The 19,410-nt window shown below is 48.0% G+C and carries 21 protein-coding genes; 6 read left to right on the top strand and 15 right to left on the bottom strand.

Annotated features, from left to right (window positions below; genetic code table 11):
* Window positions 1-2: 2 nt before the first annotated feature.
* The 4 genes from holA to MF542_RS11985 all read right to left on the bottom strand — a co-directional run bounded on the left by holA (window position 3) and on the right by MF542_RS11985 (window position 4,640).
* The gene (gene holA / locus MF542_RS12000; RefSeq protein WP_247019737.1) at window positions 3-1,022 is read right to left on the bottom strand and encodes a DNA polymerase III subunit delta; all 1,020 of its coding nucleotides are present in this window, start codon (window positions 1,020-1,022) and stop codon (window positions 3-5) included.
* 12 nt (window positions 1,023-1,034) lie between these two features.
* On the bottom strand, window positions 1,035-1,523 hold the full coding sequence (lptE, locus tag MF542_RS11995) for an LPS assembly lipoprotein LptE (RefSeq protein ID WP_247019735.1): 489 nt from the start codon (window positions 1,521-1,523) through the stop codon (window positions 1,035-1,037).
* Between the two features lie 9 nt (window positions 1,524-1,532).
* Window positions 1,533-4,097 carry a leucine--tRNA ligase gene (leuS, locus tag MF542_RS11990; protein WP_247019733.1) on the bottom strand — a complete coding sequence of 855 codons (2,565 nt, stop codon included), beginning with the start codon at window positions 4,095-4,097 and terminating at the stop codon, window positions 1,533-1,535.
* A gap of 108 nt (window positions 4,098-4,205) precedes the next feature.
* Window positions 4,206-4,640, bottom strand: coding sequence for a DUF3576 domain-containing protein (locus tag MF542_RS11985; RefSeq protein WP_247019731.1), 435 nt, complete (start codon window positions 4,638-4,640; stop codon window positions 4,206-4,208).
* Between the two features lie 247 nt (window positions 4,641-4,887).
* Between MF542_RS11985 and MF542_RS11980 the strand changes: the two genes are divergently transcribed.
* Entirely contained in the window at window positions 4,888-5,763 is an 876-nt protein-coding gene (locus tag MF542_RS11980; RefSeq protein WP_247019729.1) for an outer membrane protein, read from the top strand.
* A gap of 3 nt (window positions 5,764-5,766) precedes the next feature.
* Here MF542_RS11980 and MF542_RS11975 read toward each other — a convergent pair whose 3' ends face one another.
* Window positions 5,767-6,369: a thiamine phosphate synthase gene (locus tag MF542_RS11975; protein WP_247019727.1), complete on the bottom strand. Its 603-nt coding sequence runs from the start codon at window positions 6,367-6,369 to the stop codon at window positions 5,767-5,769.
* Window positions 6,370-6,431: 62 nt separating this feature from the next.
* On the opposite strand from MF542_RS11975, the gene MF542_RS11970 reads away from it, so the two are divergent.
* On the top strand, window positions 6,432-7,124 hold the full coding sequence (locus MF542_RS11970) for a YggS family pyridoxal phosphate-dependent enzyme (protein ID WP_247019725.1): 693 nt from the start codon (window positions 6,432-6,434) through the stop codon (window positions 7,122-7,124).
* Here MF542_RS11970 and MF542_RS11965 read toward each other — a convergent pair whose 3' ends face one another.
* The gene (locus MF542_RS11965; RefSeq protein ID WP_247019723.1) at window positions 7,125-7,643 is read right to left on the bottom strand and encodes a L,D-transpeptidase family protein; all 519 of its coding nucleotides are present in this window, start codon (window positions 7,641-7,643) and stop codon (window positions 7,125-7,127) included. It lies immediately after the preceding gene.
* Window positions 7,643-8,737 carry a GTP cyclohydrolase II gene (gene ribA / locus MF542_RS11960; protein WP_247019721.1) on the bottom strand — a complete coding sequence of 365 codons (1,095 nt, stop codon included), beginning with the start codon at window positions 8,735-8,737 and terminating at the stop codon, window positions 7,643-7,645. Before ribA ends, MF542_RS11965 begins: the two co-directional genes overlap by 1 nt.
* Before the next feature lie 219 nt (window positions 8,738-8,956).
* Here ribA and MF542_RS11955 point away from each other — a divergent pair, with 219 nt between their 5' ends.
* On the top strand, window positions 8,957-9,652 hold the full coding sequence (locus tag MF542_RS11955) for a response regulator transcription factor (protein ID WP_247019720.1): 696 nt from the start codon (window positions 8,957-8,959) through the stop codon (window positions 9,650-9,652).
* 62 nt (window positions 9,653-9,714) lie between these two features.
* On the opposite strand, the gene MF542_RS11950 is transcribed toward MF542_RS11955, so the two are convergent.
* From MF542_RS11950 to MF542_RS11940, 3 genes are read right to left on the bottom strand one after another with little or no spacing between them, the layout of a single operon-like run.
* Window positions 9,715-10,041 (bottom strand): hypothetical protein, encoded by a 327-nt coding sequence (locus tag MF542_RS11950; protein WP_247019718.1) that lies wholly within the window; start codon window positions 10,039-10,041, stop codon window positions 9,715-9,717.
* 6 nt (window positions 10,042-10,047) lie between these two features.
* The gene (gene xth / locus MF542_RS11945) at window positions 10,048-10,830 is read right to left on the bottom strand and encodes an exodeoxyribonuclease III (protein ID WP_247019716.1); all 783 of its coding nucleotides are present in this window, start codon (window positions 10,828-10,830) and stop codon (window positions 10,048-10,050) included.
* Window positions 10,831-10,852: 22 nt separating this feature from the next.
* Window positions 10,853-11,440 carry a hypothetical protein gene (locus MF542_RS11940; protein ID WP_247019714.1) on the bottom strand — a complete coding sequence of 196 codons (588 nt, stop codon included), beginning with the start codon at window positions 11,438-11,440 and terminating at the stop codon, window positions 10,853-10,855.
* A gap of 151 nt (window positions 11,441-11,591) precedes the next feature.
* Here MF542_RS11940 and aroQ point away from each other — a divergent pair, with 151 nt between their 5' ends.
* Window positions 11,592-12,128 carry a gamma subclass chorismate mutase AroQ gene (gene aroQ, locus MF542_RS11935; RefSeq protein WP_247019712.1) on the top strand — a complete coding sequence of 179 codons (537 nt, stop codon included), beginning with the start codon at window positions 11,592-11,594 and terminating at the stop codon, window positions 12,126-12,128.
* Window positions 12,129-12,136: 8 nt separating this feature from the next.
* Here the strand turns inward: aroQ and MF542_RS11930 are convergent, their stop codons facing one another.
* Complete coding sequence (locus MF542_RS11930) at window positions 12,137-12,811, bottom strand: LolA family protein (protein WP_247019709.1); 675 nt, start codon at window positions 12,809-12,811, stop codon at window positions 12,137-12,139.
* Between the two features lie 28 nt (window positions 12,812-12,839).
* Window positions 12,840-15,200 carry an FtsK/SpoIIIE family DNA translocase gene (locus MF542_RS11925; protein WP_281501682.1) on the bottom strand — a complete coding sequence of 787 codons (2,361 nt, stop codon included), beginning with the start codon at window positions 15,198-15,200 and terminating at the stop codon, window positions 12,840-12,842.
* A gap of 311 nt (window positions 15,201-15,511) precedes the next feature.
* Between MF542_RS11925 and MF542_RS11920 the strand changes: the two genes are divergently transcribed.
* Window positions 15,512-16,738, top strand: a complete 1,227-nt coding sequence (locus tag MF542_RS11920) for a UbiH/UbiF/VisC/COQ6 family ubiquinone biosynthesis hydroxylase (protein ID WP_247019701.1) — start codon at window positions 15,512-15,514, stop codon at window positions 16,736-16,738.
* A gap of 49 nt (window positions 16,739-16,787) precedes the next feature.
* On the top strand, window positions 16,788-17,297 hold the full coding sequence (locus MF542_RS11915; protein WP_247019693.1) for a DUF2244 domain-containing protein: 510 nt from the start codon (window positions 16,788-16,790) through the stop codon (window positions 17,295-17,297).
* Here the strand turns inward: MF542_RS11915 and MF542_RS11910 are convergent.
* From MF542_RS11910 to dapB, 3 genes are read right to left on the bottom strand one after another with little or no spacing between them, the layout of a single operon-like run.
* Complete coding sequence (locus MF542_RS11910) at window positions 17,266-18,123, bottom strand: S1 family peptidase (protein WP_247019691.1); 858 nt, start codon at window positions 18,121-18,123, stop codon at window positions 17,266-17,268. The genes MF542_RS11915 and MF542_RS11910 overlap by 32 nt on opposite strands.
* Window positions 18,124-18,135: 12 nt before the next feature.
* Window positions 18,136-18,549, bottom strand: a complete 414-nt coding sequence (locus MF542_RS11905; protein ID WP_247019689.1) for a DUF350 domain-containing protein — start codon at window positions 18,547-18,549, stop codon at window positions 18,136-18,138.
* 10 nt (window positions 18,550-18,559) lie between these two features.
* Complete coding sequence (dapB, locus tag MF542_RS11900; RefSeq protein WP_247019687.1) at window positions 18,560-19,336, bottom strand: 4-hydroxy-tetrahydrodipicolinate reductase; 777 nt, start codon at window positions 19,334-19,336, stop codon at window positions 18,560-18,562.
* Window positions 19,337-19,410 lie beyond the last annotated feature (74 nt).

The raw sequence follows: 19,410 nt of genomic DNA, 5'->3' as shown, positions 1-19,410 counted from the left end.
ACTTAACGTGCCGCTTTAGCAATACTAAGAAGCGCTCGGGCACAAATCACATCTGCTGGATTACCTGTTGTCTTGCAGTCAAGCTCTGCTTCCATCAGGATTTCAAGCGCGCGCTCAAGCTTCTTGGTGGGCCAGCGGGAAAGCTCCTGCTGAAATCTTGGCTTTTCAGAGAAAAACACTGGCGGGCGCAACTTACCAACTGCCTCACCAACTGACATGCCCTGATCCATAAAACCGCGGGCTAAATGCAGGCGCATCACCCGGTTTTGCAGTGTCCGCAGAATGGCAATGGCATTTTCACCTGATGTACGGGCACGTTCCATAAGCTTCTCAAGCCGCACCAGATCACCACCAGTTACGGCCTCAGCAATCTGGTTAATACCAAGGGCAGCTGTATCCCCCACACAGGCTTCCGCGTCTGCAAGTGTTACCTGCCCTGTGCCTGTGCCTTTGTAGATAATCAGTTTTTCAATTTCTCCACGGGAAACCATACGGTCACTACCCAGATTTTCCACGAGATAAGAAACTGCATCCTGCGTAGCACCAAGCCCCACTTCTGACAGCATGGTATGGATAAGCCCCATCAAATCCTGCGTGCTATCCTCATAGCAAGGGATCGCAAGACCATTTTTTGCCCCTTCCAGCAATTTCCTGAGGCTTGATGTACCTTTCAGGTCACCGCCAGTCATGACGAGAAGGCCATCACCCATCTCACTTTCAAGCACCAGTTTGGCAGCTGGTGTGGTTTCATTGCCTGCACCATCCACACGCACAAGCCTGCGGCCCCCCATCATGGAAATGGCCGATACTTCATCTAGGAGAAGTGACGGAGTTTCTTTAATTTCAGCTGTGCTTGGTTTCGCAACTTGAAACGGGTCAGAGAGATCGGGGGCAATCTGCTTACTAATGGTATCAGCCCGTTCCCGCGCCAAACCTTCATCACGCCCAAAAACAAGCACCGCCCGTATGTTTGGTGACAGTGACTTCAGGATAGATGGTATCTCGGCTGGTTTAACCTTCACCGGCGTTCGCCCCTAGTTTGCCTGAGAAAAATAAAGAGCCAAACGGCGCTGAATACGCTCTGCCATCTCAAGCGCCAAGCGCTCAGCGCTATCTTCCCGTTGTGCCACCGCTGCAAAATCAGACTGAACAACATCAAAAGAAGTGCGGGCACGCATACGCTCTTCAATCACTACTTTAGGCTCAGCCCCTTCGAAGGAAATGAGCTTCACGTTCGCAAACATAGTAAGCTGTTCTTGCGTTTTTGCAGTATCCGGCCGAGTTCCATATTGCTCAGAAGACTGTTCAAGTACCACTTCCAAACGGTATTTGTTACCCGATGAATTAAGCCTGTCCAACAAACGGTTACGCATAACTTGACCAAGACGATCAGGGATAGGCGCAACCTCTATCTGAGAAAACTGCGCCTGAAGCGCTGCACTCGAACCGCCTACCTCATAAAGCGGCTTGAACCCACAAGCCGTGAGCAGGAAGAGCGAAAATACAGCAATCAAACGCATCATGTTTTTTCCTTAGTTAGCAACGATGTTAACGATACGGCCCGGTACCACAATCACTTTACGGATTGTTTTATCATCGATGAAGTTTTTCACCTTCTCGCTTGCAAGCGCAACAGCTTCAACTTCATCCTTTGGCATATCTTTCGCTACTTCGATAGTATCGCGCACCTTACCGTTCACCTGAACCGCCATTTTCACTGTGTTATCCACGGTGAATTCTTCAATGGCTTTTGGCCAATTTGCTTCAGATACAAGGCTATCGTGGCCTAGCTCTTTCCACATTTCTTCCGCCAAATGCGGCATCATCGGGCTGATAAGAAGGATAAGCGTCTCTAGTGCTTCACGTTTCACCTCAGCGCTACCAGCACCTTCTGATTTCGCGCTAACAGCATTTGCATATTCATAAATACGCGCCACTGCTTTGTTGAAATGCAGGTTCTCGATATCAGAAGTAATACCTTTGATCGTTTTATGCACTGCCTTACGCATTTGAAGCGCACTATCAGATAGATCAGTTGGAACAGCTGTGCCTGCAGCAGGCAAATCTTTCGCAGTTTCGAGCACCATGCGGTGAACACGCTGGGTAAAGCGCCACGCGCCTTCAATACCAGATTCTGTCCAAAGAAGATCACGCTCTGGAGGGCTATCCGAAAGCACAAACCAACGGGCCGTATCCGCACCGTACTGATCAATGATATCGTCCGGGTCCACCACATTTTTCTTGGATTTGGACATTTTCTCAATGCGGCCTTCAGTTACTTCAAGGCCATTATCAGAACGGAAGAGAGTGCCGTCTTCACGGTTACGAACAAGTTCAGGGAAAACCCAATCACCGTTTGTATCTTTATATGTAGCGTGGTTCACCATGCCTTGCGTGAATAAGCCTTCGAACGGTTCTTTAATATCCGTGCGGCCTACATGATTAAGGGCGCGAGTGAAGAAACGAGCATAAAGAAGGTGGAGAATAGCGTGCTCAACACCACCAATATATTGGTTTACAGGCAACCATTCATTCACCGCACCTGCTTCAAACGGTGCTTCCGCGTCTGGTGTTACGAAACGAAGGAAATACCACGAACTATCCATAAAGGTATCCATGGTATCGGTTTCACGCACTGCGTCCTTGCCGCATGACGGACATTTAGTGTGCTTCCATGTTGGATGGTGTTCAAGCGGATTACCTGGCTTTTCAAAAGAAACATCTTCCGGCAGTTTAACCGGTAGGTCTTCCGAATTTACTGGCACCACACCACAATCGTCACAGTGTACGAACGGGATTGGGGTACCCCAATAGCGCTGGCGGGAAACACCCCAGTCACGCAAGCGGAAGTTCACTGTACGCTCACCCCAGCCTTCGCTTTCGGCGCGGTCAATCATCGCTGCCTTAGCGTCAGTATGCGCCATACCGTCCATAAAGCGGCTGTTAATCATCTTGCCTGGACCTGTGTAGGCCTCATCACCGATAGTGAAGCCTGCTTCTTCTTCCCCTTCAGGAAGTACAACAGGAATTACTGGCAAATCATACTTGCGTGCAAAATCAAGATCACGTTGATCGCCAGCAGGGCAAGCGAAAATCGCGCCTGTACCGTAATCCATCAGAACAAAGTTTGCGATATAGATTGGCAGTTTCCATTCAGGGTCAAACGGATGCTGCACATGAAGGCCTGTGTTAAAGCCTTTCTTCTCCGCTTTCTCGATCGCTTCCTCTGTGGTTCCGCCCGCGCGGCACTCTTCCATGAAAGCAGCCATTTCTGCATTATCTTCTGCAAGCTTAAGCGCAAGCGGGTGATCAGCAGAAATCGCACAGAAACTAGCGCCAAAGATCGTATCAGGGCGTGTTGTATAAACTGGAAGCTTCTCGCCTGTTTCATCAACAGTGAAATCAAATTTCAAACCTTCAGAACGACCAATCCAGTTCTCCTGCATCAGACGTACCTTATCTGGCCAACGGTCCAGTGTCTTAAGACCATCCAAGAGATCATCAGCAAAGTCTGTAATTTTCAGGAACCACTGGGAAAGCTTGCGGCGCTCTACATCCGCACCAGAACGCCAGCCTTTACCGTCAATCACCTGCTCGTTCGCAAGCACTGTGTTATCAACCGGGTCCCAGTTCACCCAGCTTTCCTTGCGGTAAACAAGATCATTCTTAAAGAAATCAATGAACAGCTGCTGCTCTTTACCGTAATATTCAGCATCACACGTGGCAAACTCACGGTCCCAGTCAATCGCAAAGCCTACCTGCTTAAGCTGATCGCGCATGTTGGCGATATTATCGTATGTCCAGTCAGCTGGGTGTACCTTGCGCTCCATCGCAGCATTTTCAGCCGGCATACCAAACGCATCCCAACCCATTGGGTGCAGCACTTCAAAACCATTAGCACGACGGTAACGCGCAACAACATCGCCAAGGGTATAGTTCCGCACATGGCCCATATGGATACGTCCAGATGGGTATGGGAACATTTCAAGCACATAATATTTTTGCTTGTCAGAATTTGTATCTGTTTTGAAAGTTTTGGCGTCTGCCCAAACCTTTTGCCACTTGGCTTCAGTTGCCTTTGCGTTATAGCGCGACATGGTATTTTCTCTTAACCTTGTAACGGCTCCGGAAAACGGGGGCCTTAATCGGAAACGGCCGCGCTAATAGCCCGGCCAAACACATATTCATTTTTTAAAGCACTGAACCTAGTTTTCAGTGTTTTCAATTCTCATTTGGCGAGCAGCAGTAAGGATTGCTTCTTCAACTCTCAACGCAGTTCCCGCCTGTACTGGTACATTGATCCATTCGCCGTTCTGCTTTTCCTGACGAATTACAGAAACCTTAAGACCATCAGAACGCAAGTCCAGACTAAGGAAACGAATTGTCAATTTAACACGCTCATTTGGCGCTTCCGGTGTTGAATGCCATCCAGTTAGAATAACGCCAGCAGAAGGCTGGAGCTGATCAAACGGCATAAAGGAAAGCGTATCGAGTGTTGCCTGCCATAGATAACCGTTCACACCAATCGCCGTGACCTTTGGCCCCGCATCTGATCCGCTTTTATTGCCGCCGAATATGCTGCAGGCACCAAGCGCTACAGTCATTGAAACTATCATCAGCGAACGGGCAAATTTATACATACTTAAACCCCGTAGATTCGTTTTTTATGTGCTTTTCCGGCTGTTTATACCGCAAACTTACTGATTCCAGAAAGAGCCTTATGCGGTTTATAACGACCCATTGCTCCAGTTACTAGCCAGAAATGCGTTCAAATAGTGGCAAGGGAGCAACAACTCACCGCATTTTTGCCTCAACCTATTGCAAAATAGGGGTATAAGCCCATACCATGTAAGGAATTTGTAATCTTTTTTTGGAATCTTCCAAAGTATGAAACGCGTAGTAAAATATAGCTTCGTTGCTCTTGCAGCAATGACATCAACGGCAACAGCTTTTGCCGCCGATGCTGATATTTCTGCGCAATCTGCGGATTTCGAGCCTAATCTTGCGTCCTATGTTGTGCAGCAAGCACTTAACACTCACAGTGTAAAATCACCATCTGCACCCAGAACTCTTAAAGAACTTCAGTTAAGTTTAAGGGATAAAAGCGGGCAAGAAAGCTCCCCATTTAAACTGAGCGATTCGCGCTCTAGCCATAAATGGAAGAAGCAGGATTATGAATTACGCCCGTCTTTTTCTTCGCTTTTGTCTCCGACCGGTTCACTGGATAATGAATTTGGCGAAGAACTGGTTGATCGTAGTAGCCGTATCGGCCTGACGCTTGGCGCAAAAGATGGTGAGGCAAAAAGCGGTCTGAATATTGAAGTTCAAAGCAGCTTCAAACTTTCTCTGGACGGTGTTCAGTCACTTACTGCCTTTGCTGACAGCAGCATTGCAAACCGCGAAGAAAACTTTGGTGTTGCACTTGGGTATTCAGGTTTTGGTGTTGATGCGTCAGTAACGCGCCATACCAATCTGTTTACAAATGACGCTATTGGTTTTGATGTAGGCCTTTCCTACCAGGACGATGCTTTTGGCGCGCGCCTTTCTCTTAGTGAGTATACGGAAGGTGCAGACCTGAACGGCCTTGAAAACGAAGCTCGTAACGTGATTTCGGTTGAACTTGGTGCAAGCTATCGCCTTACAGATACATTAGGCCTTACCGGTGGTGTGCGTTACTATGATTATGGTGAGCACTGGCTGGTTAATTCAGAGCAGGCTGATAGTGCGCAGGCTATCTTCCTTGGTGGTCGCCTGAAATTCTAATAGCTATTCTGCCGAAAAAGCATCAATTGCAGCAATACCAATTAGTGGTAATCCTTTAAGCGCACCCACTGTATGTTTATTTACACCACCGAGGGCAACAACGGGCACCTTTACACCTTCAATGATGCGCTTCAACCTGTGAACACCAAGATGTCTTGCACCCGGATGGCTGGCTGTTGGAAACACCGGCGACACCAAGGCAAAATCCACCGCAAGTCTTTCCGCTTTCTTCAAGCTCTTTCGTGTATGACATGCAGCACTTACAAGACCAAAACCAGCCAGATTTGGTGGTTTTTTCAACTGGTATTCAGGCATATGATAACCATCCGCCCCCACATAATGCGCCAGCTCTATATCCCCTGCCACCATTAAAAACTGATTGTTTTCACGGGTAATAGCTCTGAGTTCCGCCGCAAAACCACGGCGATCAACATGGTGATAATCCCTGCATATAATAATACTGCCAGCTGGAAGCCTTGAACAGGCACTAACAATATCCGGCACACGTTCACTATCAGTCATAAAAATAAGATTGGGCACACCAGCCTTCCTGCCTAAAGCAAGTGCGCTGCAGATTGATCTTTTATGAAGGAGTGACTTGACCATACTCTTTCCCTAGCACATACCATGAGCCACGAAAATGCGCTTTCACGGCTAAGGACAATAAAATGAGCACTAAACTCAAAGAGCAAATTGCCGCAAACATTGAAACCATCAAGGATGAAGTTGAAGCAATGTGCAAACATGCTGATATGCCAAACCCAAACCCGCGCCTTATTGCCGTCTCTAAAATTCAACCACAAGAACGTATTATAGCGGCTCTTGAAGCTGGCCAACGTATCTTCGGAGAGAACCGTGTACAGGAAGCTGAAGAACGCTGGGGCGAGTTAAAGCCGAACTACGAGGGTATTGAACTTCACCTGATCGGCAGCCTACAGACAAACAAAGCTGCAAATGCTGTAGCACTGTTTGATGAAATCCAGACCGTTGACCGCATCAAGCTTGCCCGTGCTTTAGCGAGCGAAATGGAAAAACAAAACCGCCAGCTACCAATTTATGTTCAAGTAAACACCGGCAAAGAAGAGCAAAAAGGCGGCTGTATGGTGGAAGATCTAGAAGCCTTACTTGCTGAATGCAAAACCCTTGGTCTTGAGATTAGAGGCCTGATGTGTATTCCGCCCGTTGGCGATGACCCATCCCTTCATTTCGCCCTTCTTAGAAAGCTTGGCCGCCAACACGGCATTGCAAAGCTATCAATGGGCATGAGCAAGGATTACGCACTAGCCGCCAGCATGGGTGCAACAGATATTCGTGTAGGTACCAGTATTTTCGGAGAACGGGATTATTCTTCCCGGGCTTAATCAGCCAATTTTGATCTGGTCCTCAGGCTTAACCAGCCTGAGAAACGCAAGCATATCTTCAAGTTTCAGCGCTATACAGCCTTCTGTCGGTGTATAACCCTCACGAGCAATATGCATAAAAATAGCACTGCCCTTCCCAGCTACAGGCGGTGCATCATTGTGGCCCAATTCAACAATCACATCGTAAACATCATCATCCCGCCACAGCTTTTCATGGCTGGGGCCATAAGGCAGACGTACCAGTTTGTTGTAAGCTTTATCTTCCGGGTCATCACACCAACCAAGGTCAGCAGAAAGCGGCTGCACATTAAGAAGCGTGATGGGTTCTTCGATTTTATCGGGGCGGAAAAAAACACGGCGGAACGGATATGTGCCAACAGGCGACATACCATCCCCTTCTTCTTTGCTGTCTTCAGGGATAATCCCAGATCTCCCTAACGCACATTTGGCAGAAACAAGAGGGCCTTCCAACATGCCCTGCCTGCTATCCTGCTCTAATGCTGTAACCTGCCAAATCATTAAAGAAGATGCCCTGTGCGGTCCTTCTTAACGGCAAGATATCTTACGTTATGTGGGTTTGGTGGGAACTTATGCTCCACACGCTCCGCAACCTTCACACCGTAACTTTCCAGCCCTTCAACCTTATTGGGGTTGTTGGTCATCAACCTTACGCTTTCGAAGCCAAGCGCCTTGAGCATTTCTGCGGCGGGTGCGAAAATACGTTCATCCACATCAAAGCCTAGGCGGGTGTTGGCATCCACCGTATCATATCCCTGATCCTGAAGGGCATATGCCTTTAACTTAGAGATCAAGCCAATACCACGGCCTTCCTGCGCTAGGTAAAGCACAATGCCGCCCCCTGCTTCTGCGATAGCCTTAATGGCGCCTTTAAGCTGCTCACCACAATCGCATTTAAGGGACGCAAGCAAATCACCAGTGAAACATTCACTGTGGATACGCATCAATACGGGCTCGGATGGGGATGGCTCACCCACCAAAATAGCAATATGTTCAATGCCTCCTGCAATAGGACGGAAGGAAACAAGCCTTGTGTTCTCCGCTCCTTCAAGCGGCACACGCGCGGAGGCAACTTGGGTAAGGGCGCTTGCCTGTGTGTAATCCACCTTCAATACATCATCCGCTTCCACAGTATAAAAACCATGCTGTTCAGCAAATGCAGCCGCATCTTCAATTTCAGCAGCAATAACGGCTGGTAGCAAGTGAGCCCACTTCACCATTTTAATAGCGGCTTTATCAATCGCTTCGTCAGGATGCTCGAGGCGCTTGTACGGGCCTTTCAGCGGTGTGGATAGATCAAGAGTAGGGTCCGCAAGGGCTGTCATATCCTCGGCTGTCATCCAGGCTGGACGTGCAACCCGTACCACAGCCCAACCTTTACCAGCCACTTTGAGAGAAAGCGCCCGATTGTTTGTTAGCATAACAAAACTACCGGATACCAAATCATCGAAATTCTTAAGAGCTGGCGTGTTCGCCATTTCCGCAGGAAAAACCAACAGCGCGCGAGCACCATCTTTTACGACAACAGGGATACCGCGCCGCAAATCATCAGCTGCACGTTCTAATCTCAACAGGGTATGGTCTAAGGTCTTCATGTGCCCACATATAGGCTATTTTTTTCAATTGTCAGTAGGGCATTTACATTTTTATGTTACGTCGTAACTATATAGTAATAACTTGCCGTTCAAACAAATGTGAGCGGAGTTGATATCACTTTCTAGATTCAACGCCTATATAGGCCAGAGTATTTAAAACTAATAGAGCTTCATGCTATTATAATGAAGAATAATAGAATTTAACTGAAGGATAGACGAATGGCGGTAAGAAAACTTCTCCTTGTTGATGATGACGTAGATTTACGTGAGGGTTTGGCTGATCAGCTTGCTCTTTATGAGGAGTTTGCTGTTGAGCAACATGGTTGTGCCGCTGATGCACTTGAGTTCCTTAAAGACAATCAAGTGGACATGATGCTTCTTGATGTTGGCCTGCCTGATATGGATGGCCGTGAGCTTTGTAAGCGTATTCGCAAAAACGGCGTTTCTGTACCGATCCTGATGCTTACGGGTAACGTATCTGATGCAGATACAGTGCTTGGTCTTGATGCTGGTGCAAACGACTATATCACCAAGCCGTTCAACATCACTGTATTGATGGCGCGTATCCGTGCTCACTTCCGCCAATATGAGCAAAGCGAAGACGCAACCTTCGATATTGGCCCTTACCAGTTCCGTCCTTCTGGTAAAATGCTTGAAGAAAAAGCATCTGGCAAAAAAGTACGCCTGACCGAAAAAGAAACATCTATTCTTAAATACCTATACCGCGCTGGCGGCAATGCTGTTGCCCGTGAAGAGCTTCTTGCTGAGGTATGGGGTTATAATTCCGGTGTGACAACACACACACTTGAAACGCACGTTTACCGCCTACGCCAGAAGATTGAAAGCGAGCCAGGTATGGCACGCCTTTTGGTTACAGAACCAGGTGGCTATAGCCTGCAAGGCCTCGCGCACTAAGCAGGTTTAAGAGTTTTAAAGAAGAGGGCGCTTTCAGCGCCCTTTTTTGTATTCTCAAACTGTTAAATCAGGCCTGAGATATCCAGCACATTGAAATAGATATAACCACCCATAAAGAACGAAACTACAAGCAGGATTGCACTAAAGGAAAACGTGCCTGTAAAGGCCTTTACCCAATCTTTCCTTAAAAATCGGTGCATAAGTATATCTACCAGCATATAGGGTAGAGAACTCATCAAACTAACGGGAAATCCAACCCTGTAGGTAACATTCCAGACTTGTTCGAAAGTTGGGTCATCCAGCACCAGTAGCGAAATATAAGAAACAATAATAGCCAAATAGGCGGCAAAAACCGCCAGTGTTTTAGCTAGTATTTTCCTTATCTTCATACGCTTCTATAATTCAAAATCCACAAGCACTGGTGCATGGTCTGATGGTTTTTCCCAGCCACGTGCATTTCTGAGTACTTCCATCTTCACGGCTTTGCCCTTAAGGCTTGGGCTGGTCCAGACATGATCAAGCCTGCGGCCTTTATCTGCTTTTGACCAATCCCTCGCGCGGTATGACCACCAGCTATAGAGTTTCTCGTTTTCTGGTACGAACTCACGCATCACATCATGCCAACTATGGGCTTCCATCAGCTTCAGCATAGCTTCCACCTCAACAGGTGTGTGCGACACCACCTTAAGCAGCTTTTTATGGTCCCATACATCTTCTTCAAGAGGTGCGATATTAAGATCACCCACCAGAATACTTGGCTCTTCAAGCTGTGCTGACCACTCTGTCATTTCCTCCAGAAACTCAAGCTTGTGGGCGAATTTATCATTCACTTCAGGGTTTGGCTCATCACCACCTGCGGGCACATAGAAATTATGTACGGTCGGGCCTTCATTCAGTTTGATCGCCACATGGCGGGCATCGCCTTTTTCGCACCAATCAATCTTGAAACTATCAGCGAACTCGCCTTTGGCTGCAATCGCCACGCCGTGGTGGCTTTTCTGGCCGTGGATTGCCAGATGTGGCATACCATTTTCCGCGAAGAATTTTTCAGGGAACATATGGTCCTGCACCTTGGTTTCCTGCAGGCAAAGAACATCTGGCTGATATTCTTCAATAAGCTGCTTCACGATATCAAGACGTGCGCGAACCGAGTTAATGTTCCATGTAATGAGCCGCATAAAAAATCTCTTCGCTTGAAAATTAGAAAATCAGGAAACTGCTTCCAATGATAGTAATAGGCCAGTGACCCTGTTCAAACAACTGGAAGCGCTTCACAAACGGATGATCATCCTCCGGGTTTGCCATACTTACAAGCGCTGCCTGATAACAGGCCTGTGCCGCAGCACCAGAGATTGCCTGCACAAACTCTTCATCATCAATGCGCAGATATTCTGCCGCTTCCCGTGCGCTTTCCTCAATCACTGTTGAGATAGATTTTGCAACATGAGCCATCACCATCTCAAGTACGTTTTCATCAATCACATCAAGCACATCGGTGGTTAGAGAAGCGCGGAGTTGTTCTTCTGCTTCCCATGCCATGCTGTTAAGCTCTGGGTTTTCAGCGGCAGCCGCTGCATCTTCCCATTCTGGCAGAAACACAGGATCAGCTTCCGGAAAACCGAGTAAATCTGCATAATCACGAGCAATCTGGCGGGAATAATCGCTTGGCGGATCACCAACGCTTCTGAACCAGCGCACATTCTGGGCTACTTCAATGAAAGGGGCGACAGATTTCAGACTTGGGAAATCTTCAAATAACTCGTCAATGTCGCTATCAATATCTTGCAATGAACAATCCTATATATCGGTCAGACTATATCTGTTGTTTGTAACCTAATTTGTATTTTATTGTAGAATAATTTCTATAAATCATTCTTGTTGCTCATATGATTTTCCCAACAGGAAATTCAATTCTATTTCTATAACGACTGGATAAATTATGTTTCTTAAAAAGGTTACAGCATTCCTTGGTATTCTAGTGGTTGCCGCTACTGCTCATGCCTCTGCTTCCGGCGAAGTAATGCCGGACATAATATCCAAGCGCTTGAATTTAATGAAAGCCGTCGCGCAGTATAAATATGTTAATAAACTGCCTGTTGAAGATAAGAAACGGGAAGCCATTATTTTCAAACGCATTATGGAAAAAGCAAAGACTGTGGGTATTCCTCAGGAACGAGCAAGCCGAGCTCTGAAGGCTCAAATTACAGCCGCTAAACAACTGCAAACATCCTATATAAAAGGATGGGCTGAGAATAACATCAAGTTTGAAACCGCCCCTGATCTCGGCAAAGATATCCGCCCACAAATTGATGTTATCACTCAGGAATTTCTAATTGCTCTAAAAGACAGCGACATTAGCTGTAAACAACTTCAAAATGCCGCGGAAAAACTGCGCGTAAGCACCGAGATAAAATTGGCTTGGGTTATTGCAGCCCAAGGCGTTTTACCCAAAAGCTCTGAACACTGTTCTCTCTAGAACACACCCTATCTACGATTTCTACGACGTTTGTTTACGCCGCGAGGATCATCAAAACTCCAGCGCTTATCAGCGATCGGTAGATTAGCTTCCTGCTTTGATAGCTCAACAGTGGTGAGTTGGCCTTGAGCATCCACCACACCCCAACTAAGAAGTTTCAGGCCACCCGGCACATCAGCTTCTTCAAAATATACGGTGATACGCCCTATCTCCGGCTTATCAGGGTCTTGGGCCGTAAGTGCCACAAGACCTTCAATACCAGATGGTTCATATTCAATATGAGCATTGATAGAGGCAAGATCAGTAGAGTCCCCAAGAAGGGCTCTAAGCGGTGTATCTTTCACGGGCCATTTGGTTACTTGCCCGATCTCATAATCAATGAAATTTACGGTTTTACCATCCGCTACTACAAGAAACGGGATATCACCATCATAGTCAAAACGTACTTTACCGGGCCGCGCCATATAAAGCGTACCTTCTGAACGGTTACCCCCCGGTGCCATTTGTACAAAATGCGCTTTCAGGCTCTTCACCTCATCCATAAAGGTTTGCACAAGCTTAAGCGCCTTAAGGGTCGGGGCTTCCACCACCGTTTCTTCCTTAAGTGGCGGCAAGCTGTTGTCCTGCGCCGTGGCGGGCACAGCAGACAGTGCAATAACTCCAAACATCAATGCTTTCAGCATTAGCTTATCCTTCGTGTCGTTCTTCTTTTTAGCCGCCAAATTCTTCTTCACGCTCAGGCACAAGAATTTCTCTCTGCCCCTTATGGTTTGGTGCACTGATAACACCTTGTTCTTCCATTTCTTCAATAAGCGTTGCGGCTTTATTATAGCCAATTTTCAGGCGGCGCTGAATATAACTTGTTGAGGCCCTACGGTCCCTAAGTACAATATTCACGGCCTGATCATAAAGGCTGTTGGCTTTATCTTCGTCTGACTGAGCTGGACCTGGGATGAACGGACTGTCAAAGCCTTCTTCAGGTTCTTCTGTCACGCTATCCAGATATTCAGGCGCGCCCTGCTTCTTCAGGTGATTTACAATATCTTCTACTTCACTGTCGGAAACAAAGGCACCATGCACACGCTGGATACGGCCGCCGCCTGCCATAAAGAGCATATCCCCCATTCCAAGAAGCTGTTCAGCCCCCTGTTCACCAAGGATAGTTCGGCTATCGATCTTCGAAGTAACCTGGAAACTGATCCGGGTTGGGAAATTGGCCTTAATGGTACCGGTGATTACGTCCACACTTGGGCGCTGGGTTGCCATCACAACGTGAATACCGGCGGCACGAGCCATCTGGGCAAGGCGCTGCACGGTAGCTTCCACATCCTTACCAGCCACAAGCATGAGATCAGCCATCTCATCAATCACGATTACAATGAACGGTAGTGGCTCGAAATCAAACTCCTGGCTTTCCATAATTGGTTGGCCAGTTTCTTTATCAAAACCTGTTTGTACCTCACGCGCCAGTACTTCACCATTTTCTTTGGCTTCCTGAATACGCTTGTTAAACGCTGCCAAGTTCCGCACACCAAGCTTGGACATATTGCGGTAGCGTTCTTCCATTTCGCGTACCGCCCATTTAAGCGCAACAACTGCTTTCTTCGGTTCTGTCACTACTGGGGTCAATAGATGCGGGATACCATCATAAACGGAAAGTTCCAGCATTTTCGGGTCAACCATGATGAAACGGAGCGTTTCAGGGCTGTGACGGTAAAGAAGCGACAGGATCATGGTGTTGATACCAACCGATTTACCGGAACCTGTTGTACCCGCAACAAGCAAGTGAGGCATGGAAACAAGATCTGCCACTACAGGCGCACCGCCAATATCTTTACCTAGCACCACAGGAAGACGGGCTTTAGTCGCCTCATAATCCTTAGAAGCTAGTAGTTCCCTGAGGAACACTGTCTGCCTGTCCGCATTAGGAAGCTCGATACCAATGGCATTACGGCCCGGTACCACCGCCACACGAGCGGAAATAGCGCTCATAGAGCGGGCAATATCGTCTGCGAGACCAATCACTCGGGCAGATTTCACACCGCGTGCTGGCTCAAGCTCATAAAGCGTTACCACAGGGCCTGGGCGCACATCCTGAATTTCACCCTGAACACCAAAGTCTTCCAATACACCTTCAAGCATACGAGCATTTTGCTCAAGCGCATCAGCGCTCATACGGTTCAGTTTCTCAGGTGGTGGTGAAGGTGCAAGTAGATCAAGAGCAGGGAGCATAAAATCACCGGTATCACCGAAATCAAGGGTTACCTGTGCTTCACGGGCTTCTCGCCTGCCTCGCTTCGGCTCAGCTGGTGCTTTCACCCGCTTCTCGGCTTTTGGTGTTACTACCTCTTTTTCACGTTTCTTACGTTCTGTGCGCGTGGCTGCAGGCTCTATCCGTTCATATTCTTCGTATGTATCTTCAGCAGTATCACTATTACGGAACATCACACGTGCCGTAAGTGCCAGTCCCCGGCCAATAGCGCGCAAGCCTGCCCAGATATTGGAGCCAATCCAAACGCTGGTATTTTTAATAGTCCGCCCAACAGCTGCCCATTCGGCTTTGTTAAGCCCTAGCGAGAAGGCATAAACCGGCAACCCGATAATAGTGAAAACGACACCATAGACCCACACGGGGATCACTATGACGCCATCAAACATTTCATTCAGAAGCTGATAGAACTGCTGCCCAAGTGAACCACCATACCCTGTTTGAATAGTAAATGAGGGATCAGGCGCCACAGGGCTTGCTGCAATTGCGAATAAAACAAGCGCAATCGGCACCATCGCAATGTTCAGGGCGAACATAGGGAGCCAACGAAGGCGCATCACCTTGATACCCCATACAAGGAATGGCAGGACAAGCATATAGCTGATAAGTGCCAGCGTTTGCATCAACACATCAGCGATATTGGCCCCAACACTTCCAAGGAGGTTAGTAATTTCTGCTGATGTCTGATTATTAATGCTTGGATCACTTGGATTATAGGTCGCTAGCGACAAAACAATCGCCACTCCAATGAGGAACAGCGCCGCACCAAACAGCCGCCAACTGCTACTTTTTAGAAACAGCATAAAGGCTGGGGGCAATAAAGGTGCTTTGTCCTTTTTGACCACTACCGCTTTTTTCGGTGCCTTTTTCGCTTTTGCCGCAGCGCCTGCCGCTGGCTTTTTCCGTGCTGCCACCAGTGATGCTCCCTTCCCCGAGTGAAGAATGTTTTGTTTATCCAATCAGTACTTTAGTGCGTAAACATGCTAGGGGACAAGAGCGGCGATAAAGTGGCGGGCTTTTTCTGCTATAATCGCTCTCTGCGGCAACCTGCCTCTGGACAGCCAGAGGGAATAGGCTTAGACCAAACAGATGATATTTTTCAGGTGACAATAGAATGGCTGAAGCAACAGAACTTACAAGTGACATCACCATCATTGGCGGCGGTTTGGCTGGCCTTACGGCAGCGATCGGCTTGGCTGATCACGGCTTTGATGTAACCGTTGTTGACAGAGCAGCCCAAGAAGCCCTTACGGATGTTTCTTATGATGGCCGTTCAAGCGCGCTTGCTTTTGCTTCCTGCCAGCTTTTTGAAGCTATTAGCGTTTGGCAGTATATGGAGCCGTATGCACAGCCAATCCTTGAGATCAGAGTATCTGACGGACCGTCCCTTCTGCATCTGCATTTTGATAATGAAACACTAGGCGATGGCCCTCTTGGTCATCTGGTTGAAAACCGCCATACCCAAATCGCCCTTTTTGAGCGTATGAAAGAGCTTGATAACCTTACCTTTCTGGCGCCAACAAAAGTGGCTGATATAAAACGGGATAAAGCATCTGCCACAGTCACTCTGGAAGATGGCCGTGTAATCACATCAAAACTGCTGCTCGGGATTGATGGTCGCGGCAGTATGGTGCGCGCGCATGCTGGCATTCCAACATCCAAGATCGATTACAAGCAGCACGGTATTGTATGTTCTATCGAGCATGAATTTGGCCACTGCGGTATTGCGCACGAACGGTTCCTACCTTCTGGTCCGTTCGCGATCCTGCCGCTTACCGGCAACCGTTCTTCTCTTGTATGGACAGAGAAAAGCCACCTGACAGAAACAATCATGGGCCTTTCAGACCGCGCCTTCCAATCAGAAGTACAGCGCCGGGTTGGTGATTTCCTTGGTGACGTAAAAATTATTGGTGGCCGCTGGGCTTATCCTATTTCTCTTCAGTATGCGCATGATTATGTGGCCGAACGACTAGCGCTTCTTGGTGATGCTGCCCACGGTATCCACCCGATATCTGGCCAAGGGCTTAATCTGGGCCTTAAGGATGTGGCAGCCCTTATTGAAGTGCTCGTGGATGCGCGTAAAGTTGGCCTTGATATTGGCTCTACGCAGGTGCTCGACCGCTACGCACAGTGGCGCACCACAGATAATGCCTCTATCTATGCCATCACAGATATCTTCAACCGCCTGTTCTCTAACGATATTGAACCACTGATGCTCGCGAGAGACCTTGGTATGGCAGCCGTTGATAAAGTGGTACCGCTGAAGAATTTCTTCATGTCGCATGCCCGTGGTACAGTGGGTGATCTACCAAAACTGCTACGAGGCGAAAAAGCGCTTTAATCCAAACGCTACCCCGTGCTCGTATAATGGGCTGTCAAGGGAAGCAATTGTGAGCGCATTAGGTACAGATACCCAACTTGATCTGGTGCTTTATCCGCACCGATCTTTAAAGCCTGAGCATTTTTCCATATTGCTCAGGATATTGATGGTTTTATGTATTCTCGGCAGTATCCGGTTCTATATCGTTGGCGCCTGGCCTGTTGTGATTTTTCTGGTGCTTGACCTTCTGGCCTTATGGTTTGCTTTCTACCTGAATTACCGCCGTGCCCGCGTAAGAGAAGTGATAAAACTGACAGAAGCTTCCCTGATTGTTGAGCGCTACGCAGCAAACGGGAAGATGGAAAGCTGGCAGTTTGAACCCTACTGGACCAAAGTGAATATCAGGAAAATTGACCGCTACAGAAATGAGCTTAGCCTCAGCTTACATCAGCAAACTGTGGTGATCGGCAGTTTCCTGTTACCGGGTGAAAAACGAAAGCTGAAAGAAAAGCTGGAGACAGAGCTATACATTTGGAAAAACCGCAGCCCTAACCAGCCCGGCAATATACCTGAGAAATAAGCCTTCCTGCCCGAAGCCTTCGGCCAATAAGATCATAGTTTGAATATGATATACCTTCTTCAAACTTGGCAATCCTGCCTCTGTGGCTTTCATCAAGCAGATCTGTTTCTTCAAAAACATGAGGGTTGGTCGTATAAACACGGCCCCTACGCGGAGAACCTGCCACAACAGTACCGATCACGACACCATCTTCATTGAAAACCGGGCCGCCAGAAATACCGCCGAGCGAACCACTAAAGCCCGGACGCCTGTCGCGTTCAACCCAGGCTACAACAGGCTCCCGCATACGATAACGCCCTGATGAGCGCATTACAGTAGTGCCGATAACCTCTGCCCGTACATCTGCGGGTTTCCCTTGCGGATAGCCCATCATAAAGCCTTCCTGCCCGCGTTTTGGTACACTATCTGTGAGATCAAAATGAACTGCTGGGCCCTTCACAGCTTTAATAATCGCGAAATCTCTGGTTTTCAGGCTAAATGCTGATTTTACGGGATAAAGCCTGTTTTTTTCATCAATGAAAAACACCTCTGCACAGCCGTCCACCACATGTCGGGCCGTTACATAGGTACCGTTTCCGTCCACCGCAAACGCGGTACCAACGCCGTTCGTTGTTTTTTCTTCAAGCTCAACCCGCACTGCGCTCGCCACATCTGTTGGAAGCGGGAGGTTTACCACCGGCTTGGAACCATAATCCGGCCGAGGCTCTATAACTGGCTTAGGGTCAAACTCAGGGCGGCGTTCAATATCCCCTTCACTTCCCGCATAACGGAAAATAAAGAAGACAATAACAACGAAATAGATCGCTAATTCAAACTTACGCCGCATGGGTATTGATCTTTAACCACTGATAGCCGCTGAATTGATAAACGCTGTAGAGAGCTTCACACTAATAAGACAGATCGCCGCACCCAGTTCACCTGCTTCAATTCGCTTTGAAAGATCTTTCACAAACATATCTACGATACGAAACGCAACAAGTTGGAGGATAAGCGCAATAATCCCCCAGAAGACAATATCCCAAAGGGAAACAGAAGCTGCGAGTGAGAAAGCCAGCGGCAGTGCAAGGCCGATTGTCGCCCCTGAAAAAGAAAGCGCTGCTGCAATATTCCCTTCTTTGATCAAGGAAATCTCATCATGATTGGTAATACGAGTATAGATAAACATACCCATAATCAGCATCAAAAGCGTTGTACCGGAATGGATCAAAAAAAACGGCAGGCCGTCCAGCAGTGAATTAAGTGCGAGTTCCATTTTCTTCCCCCTAAAGCCCCAGAACATCCATCATGGAATATCTGCCATAGTTTTGGCCTTTTGTCCAAAGGGCTGCTCGCACGGCACCATCAGCAAAGAGAGTTCTGTTTTCTGCTTTGTGAGAGAGAGTAATACGTTCGCTCCCACTTGCGAAAATAACATCATGCTCACCAATCACAGAACCACCACGAAGAGCCGCGAACCCGATTGAGCCTTCTTCACGCTCGCCTGTCATGCCGTCACGTACATCAGCGCGCAAATTAGAAAGTGGCTTGCCGCGCCCCTCTGCTGCCGCTTCCCCCAGCATAAGCGCTGTACCTGAAGGCGCATCTACTTTGTGCTTATGGTGCATTTCCACCACTTCGATATCCCAATCAGTGCCCAGTTTTGCTGCAGCCTGACGGGTTAGCCCCATAAGCAGGTTCACCCCTAAAGAATAGTTCCCGGCCTGAATAATCACCGCTTTTTCGCCTGCCGCATCAAGAGCCGCATAGTCTTCTTCTGTAAGGCCTGTCGTTCCAACCACAAAAGCAACACCGGCATCTGCTGCCATTTTAGCGTGCTTTGCAGTGTTGCCTGGCGGCGTGAAATCAATCACAACATCAGAGGATGCAAACACGCTAGCCGTATCATCTGATAGGGTAACACCATATACTTCAGCGCCTATTTTGCTATGGCTCGCCATTTCAGAAACTGCAGTTATTTCTGCCTCTTTGTTTCCAATAAGCACAGCGGCAATCGCCTGTCCCATTCGGCCCAAACCACCAATGATTCCAACTTTCAGCATGATGCATCCCTTTATTCTGTCTGCCTTCTGCCTACCATGACATTTGCCCAAAAGAAAAGGCTGGCGAAGAACCA

Source organism: Kordiimonas laminariae (genome assembly GCF_023008165.1).
GTDB classification, from domain to species: Bacteria; Pseudomonadota; Alphaproteobacteria; order Sphingomonadales; family Kordiimonadaceae; genus Kordiimonas; species Kordiimonas laminariae.
The sequence above is the reverse complement of the archived record's forward strand: the minus strand, read 5'-3'. Positions and strand labels throughout refer to the sequence as shown.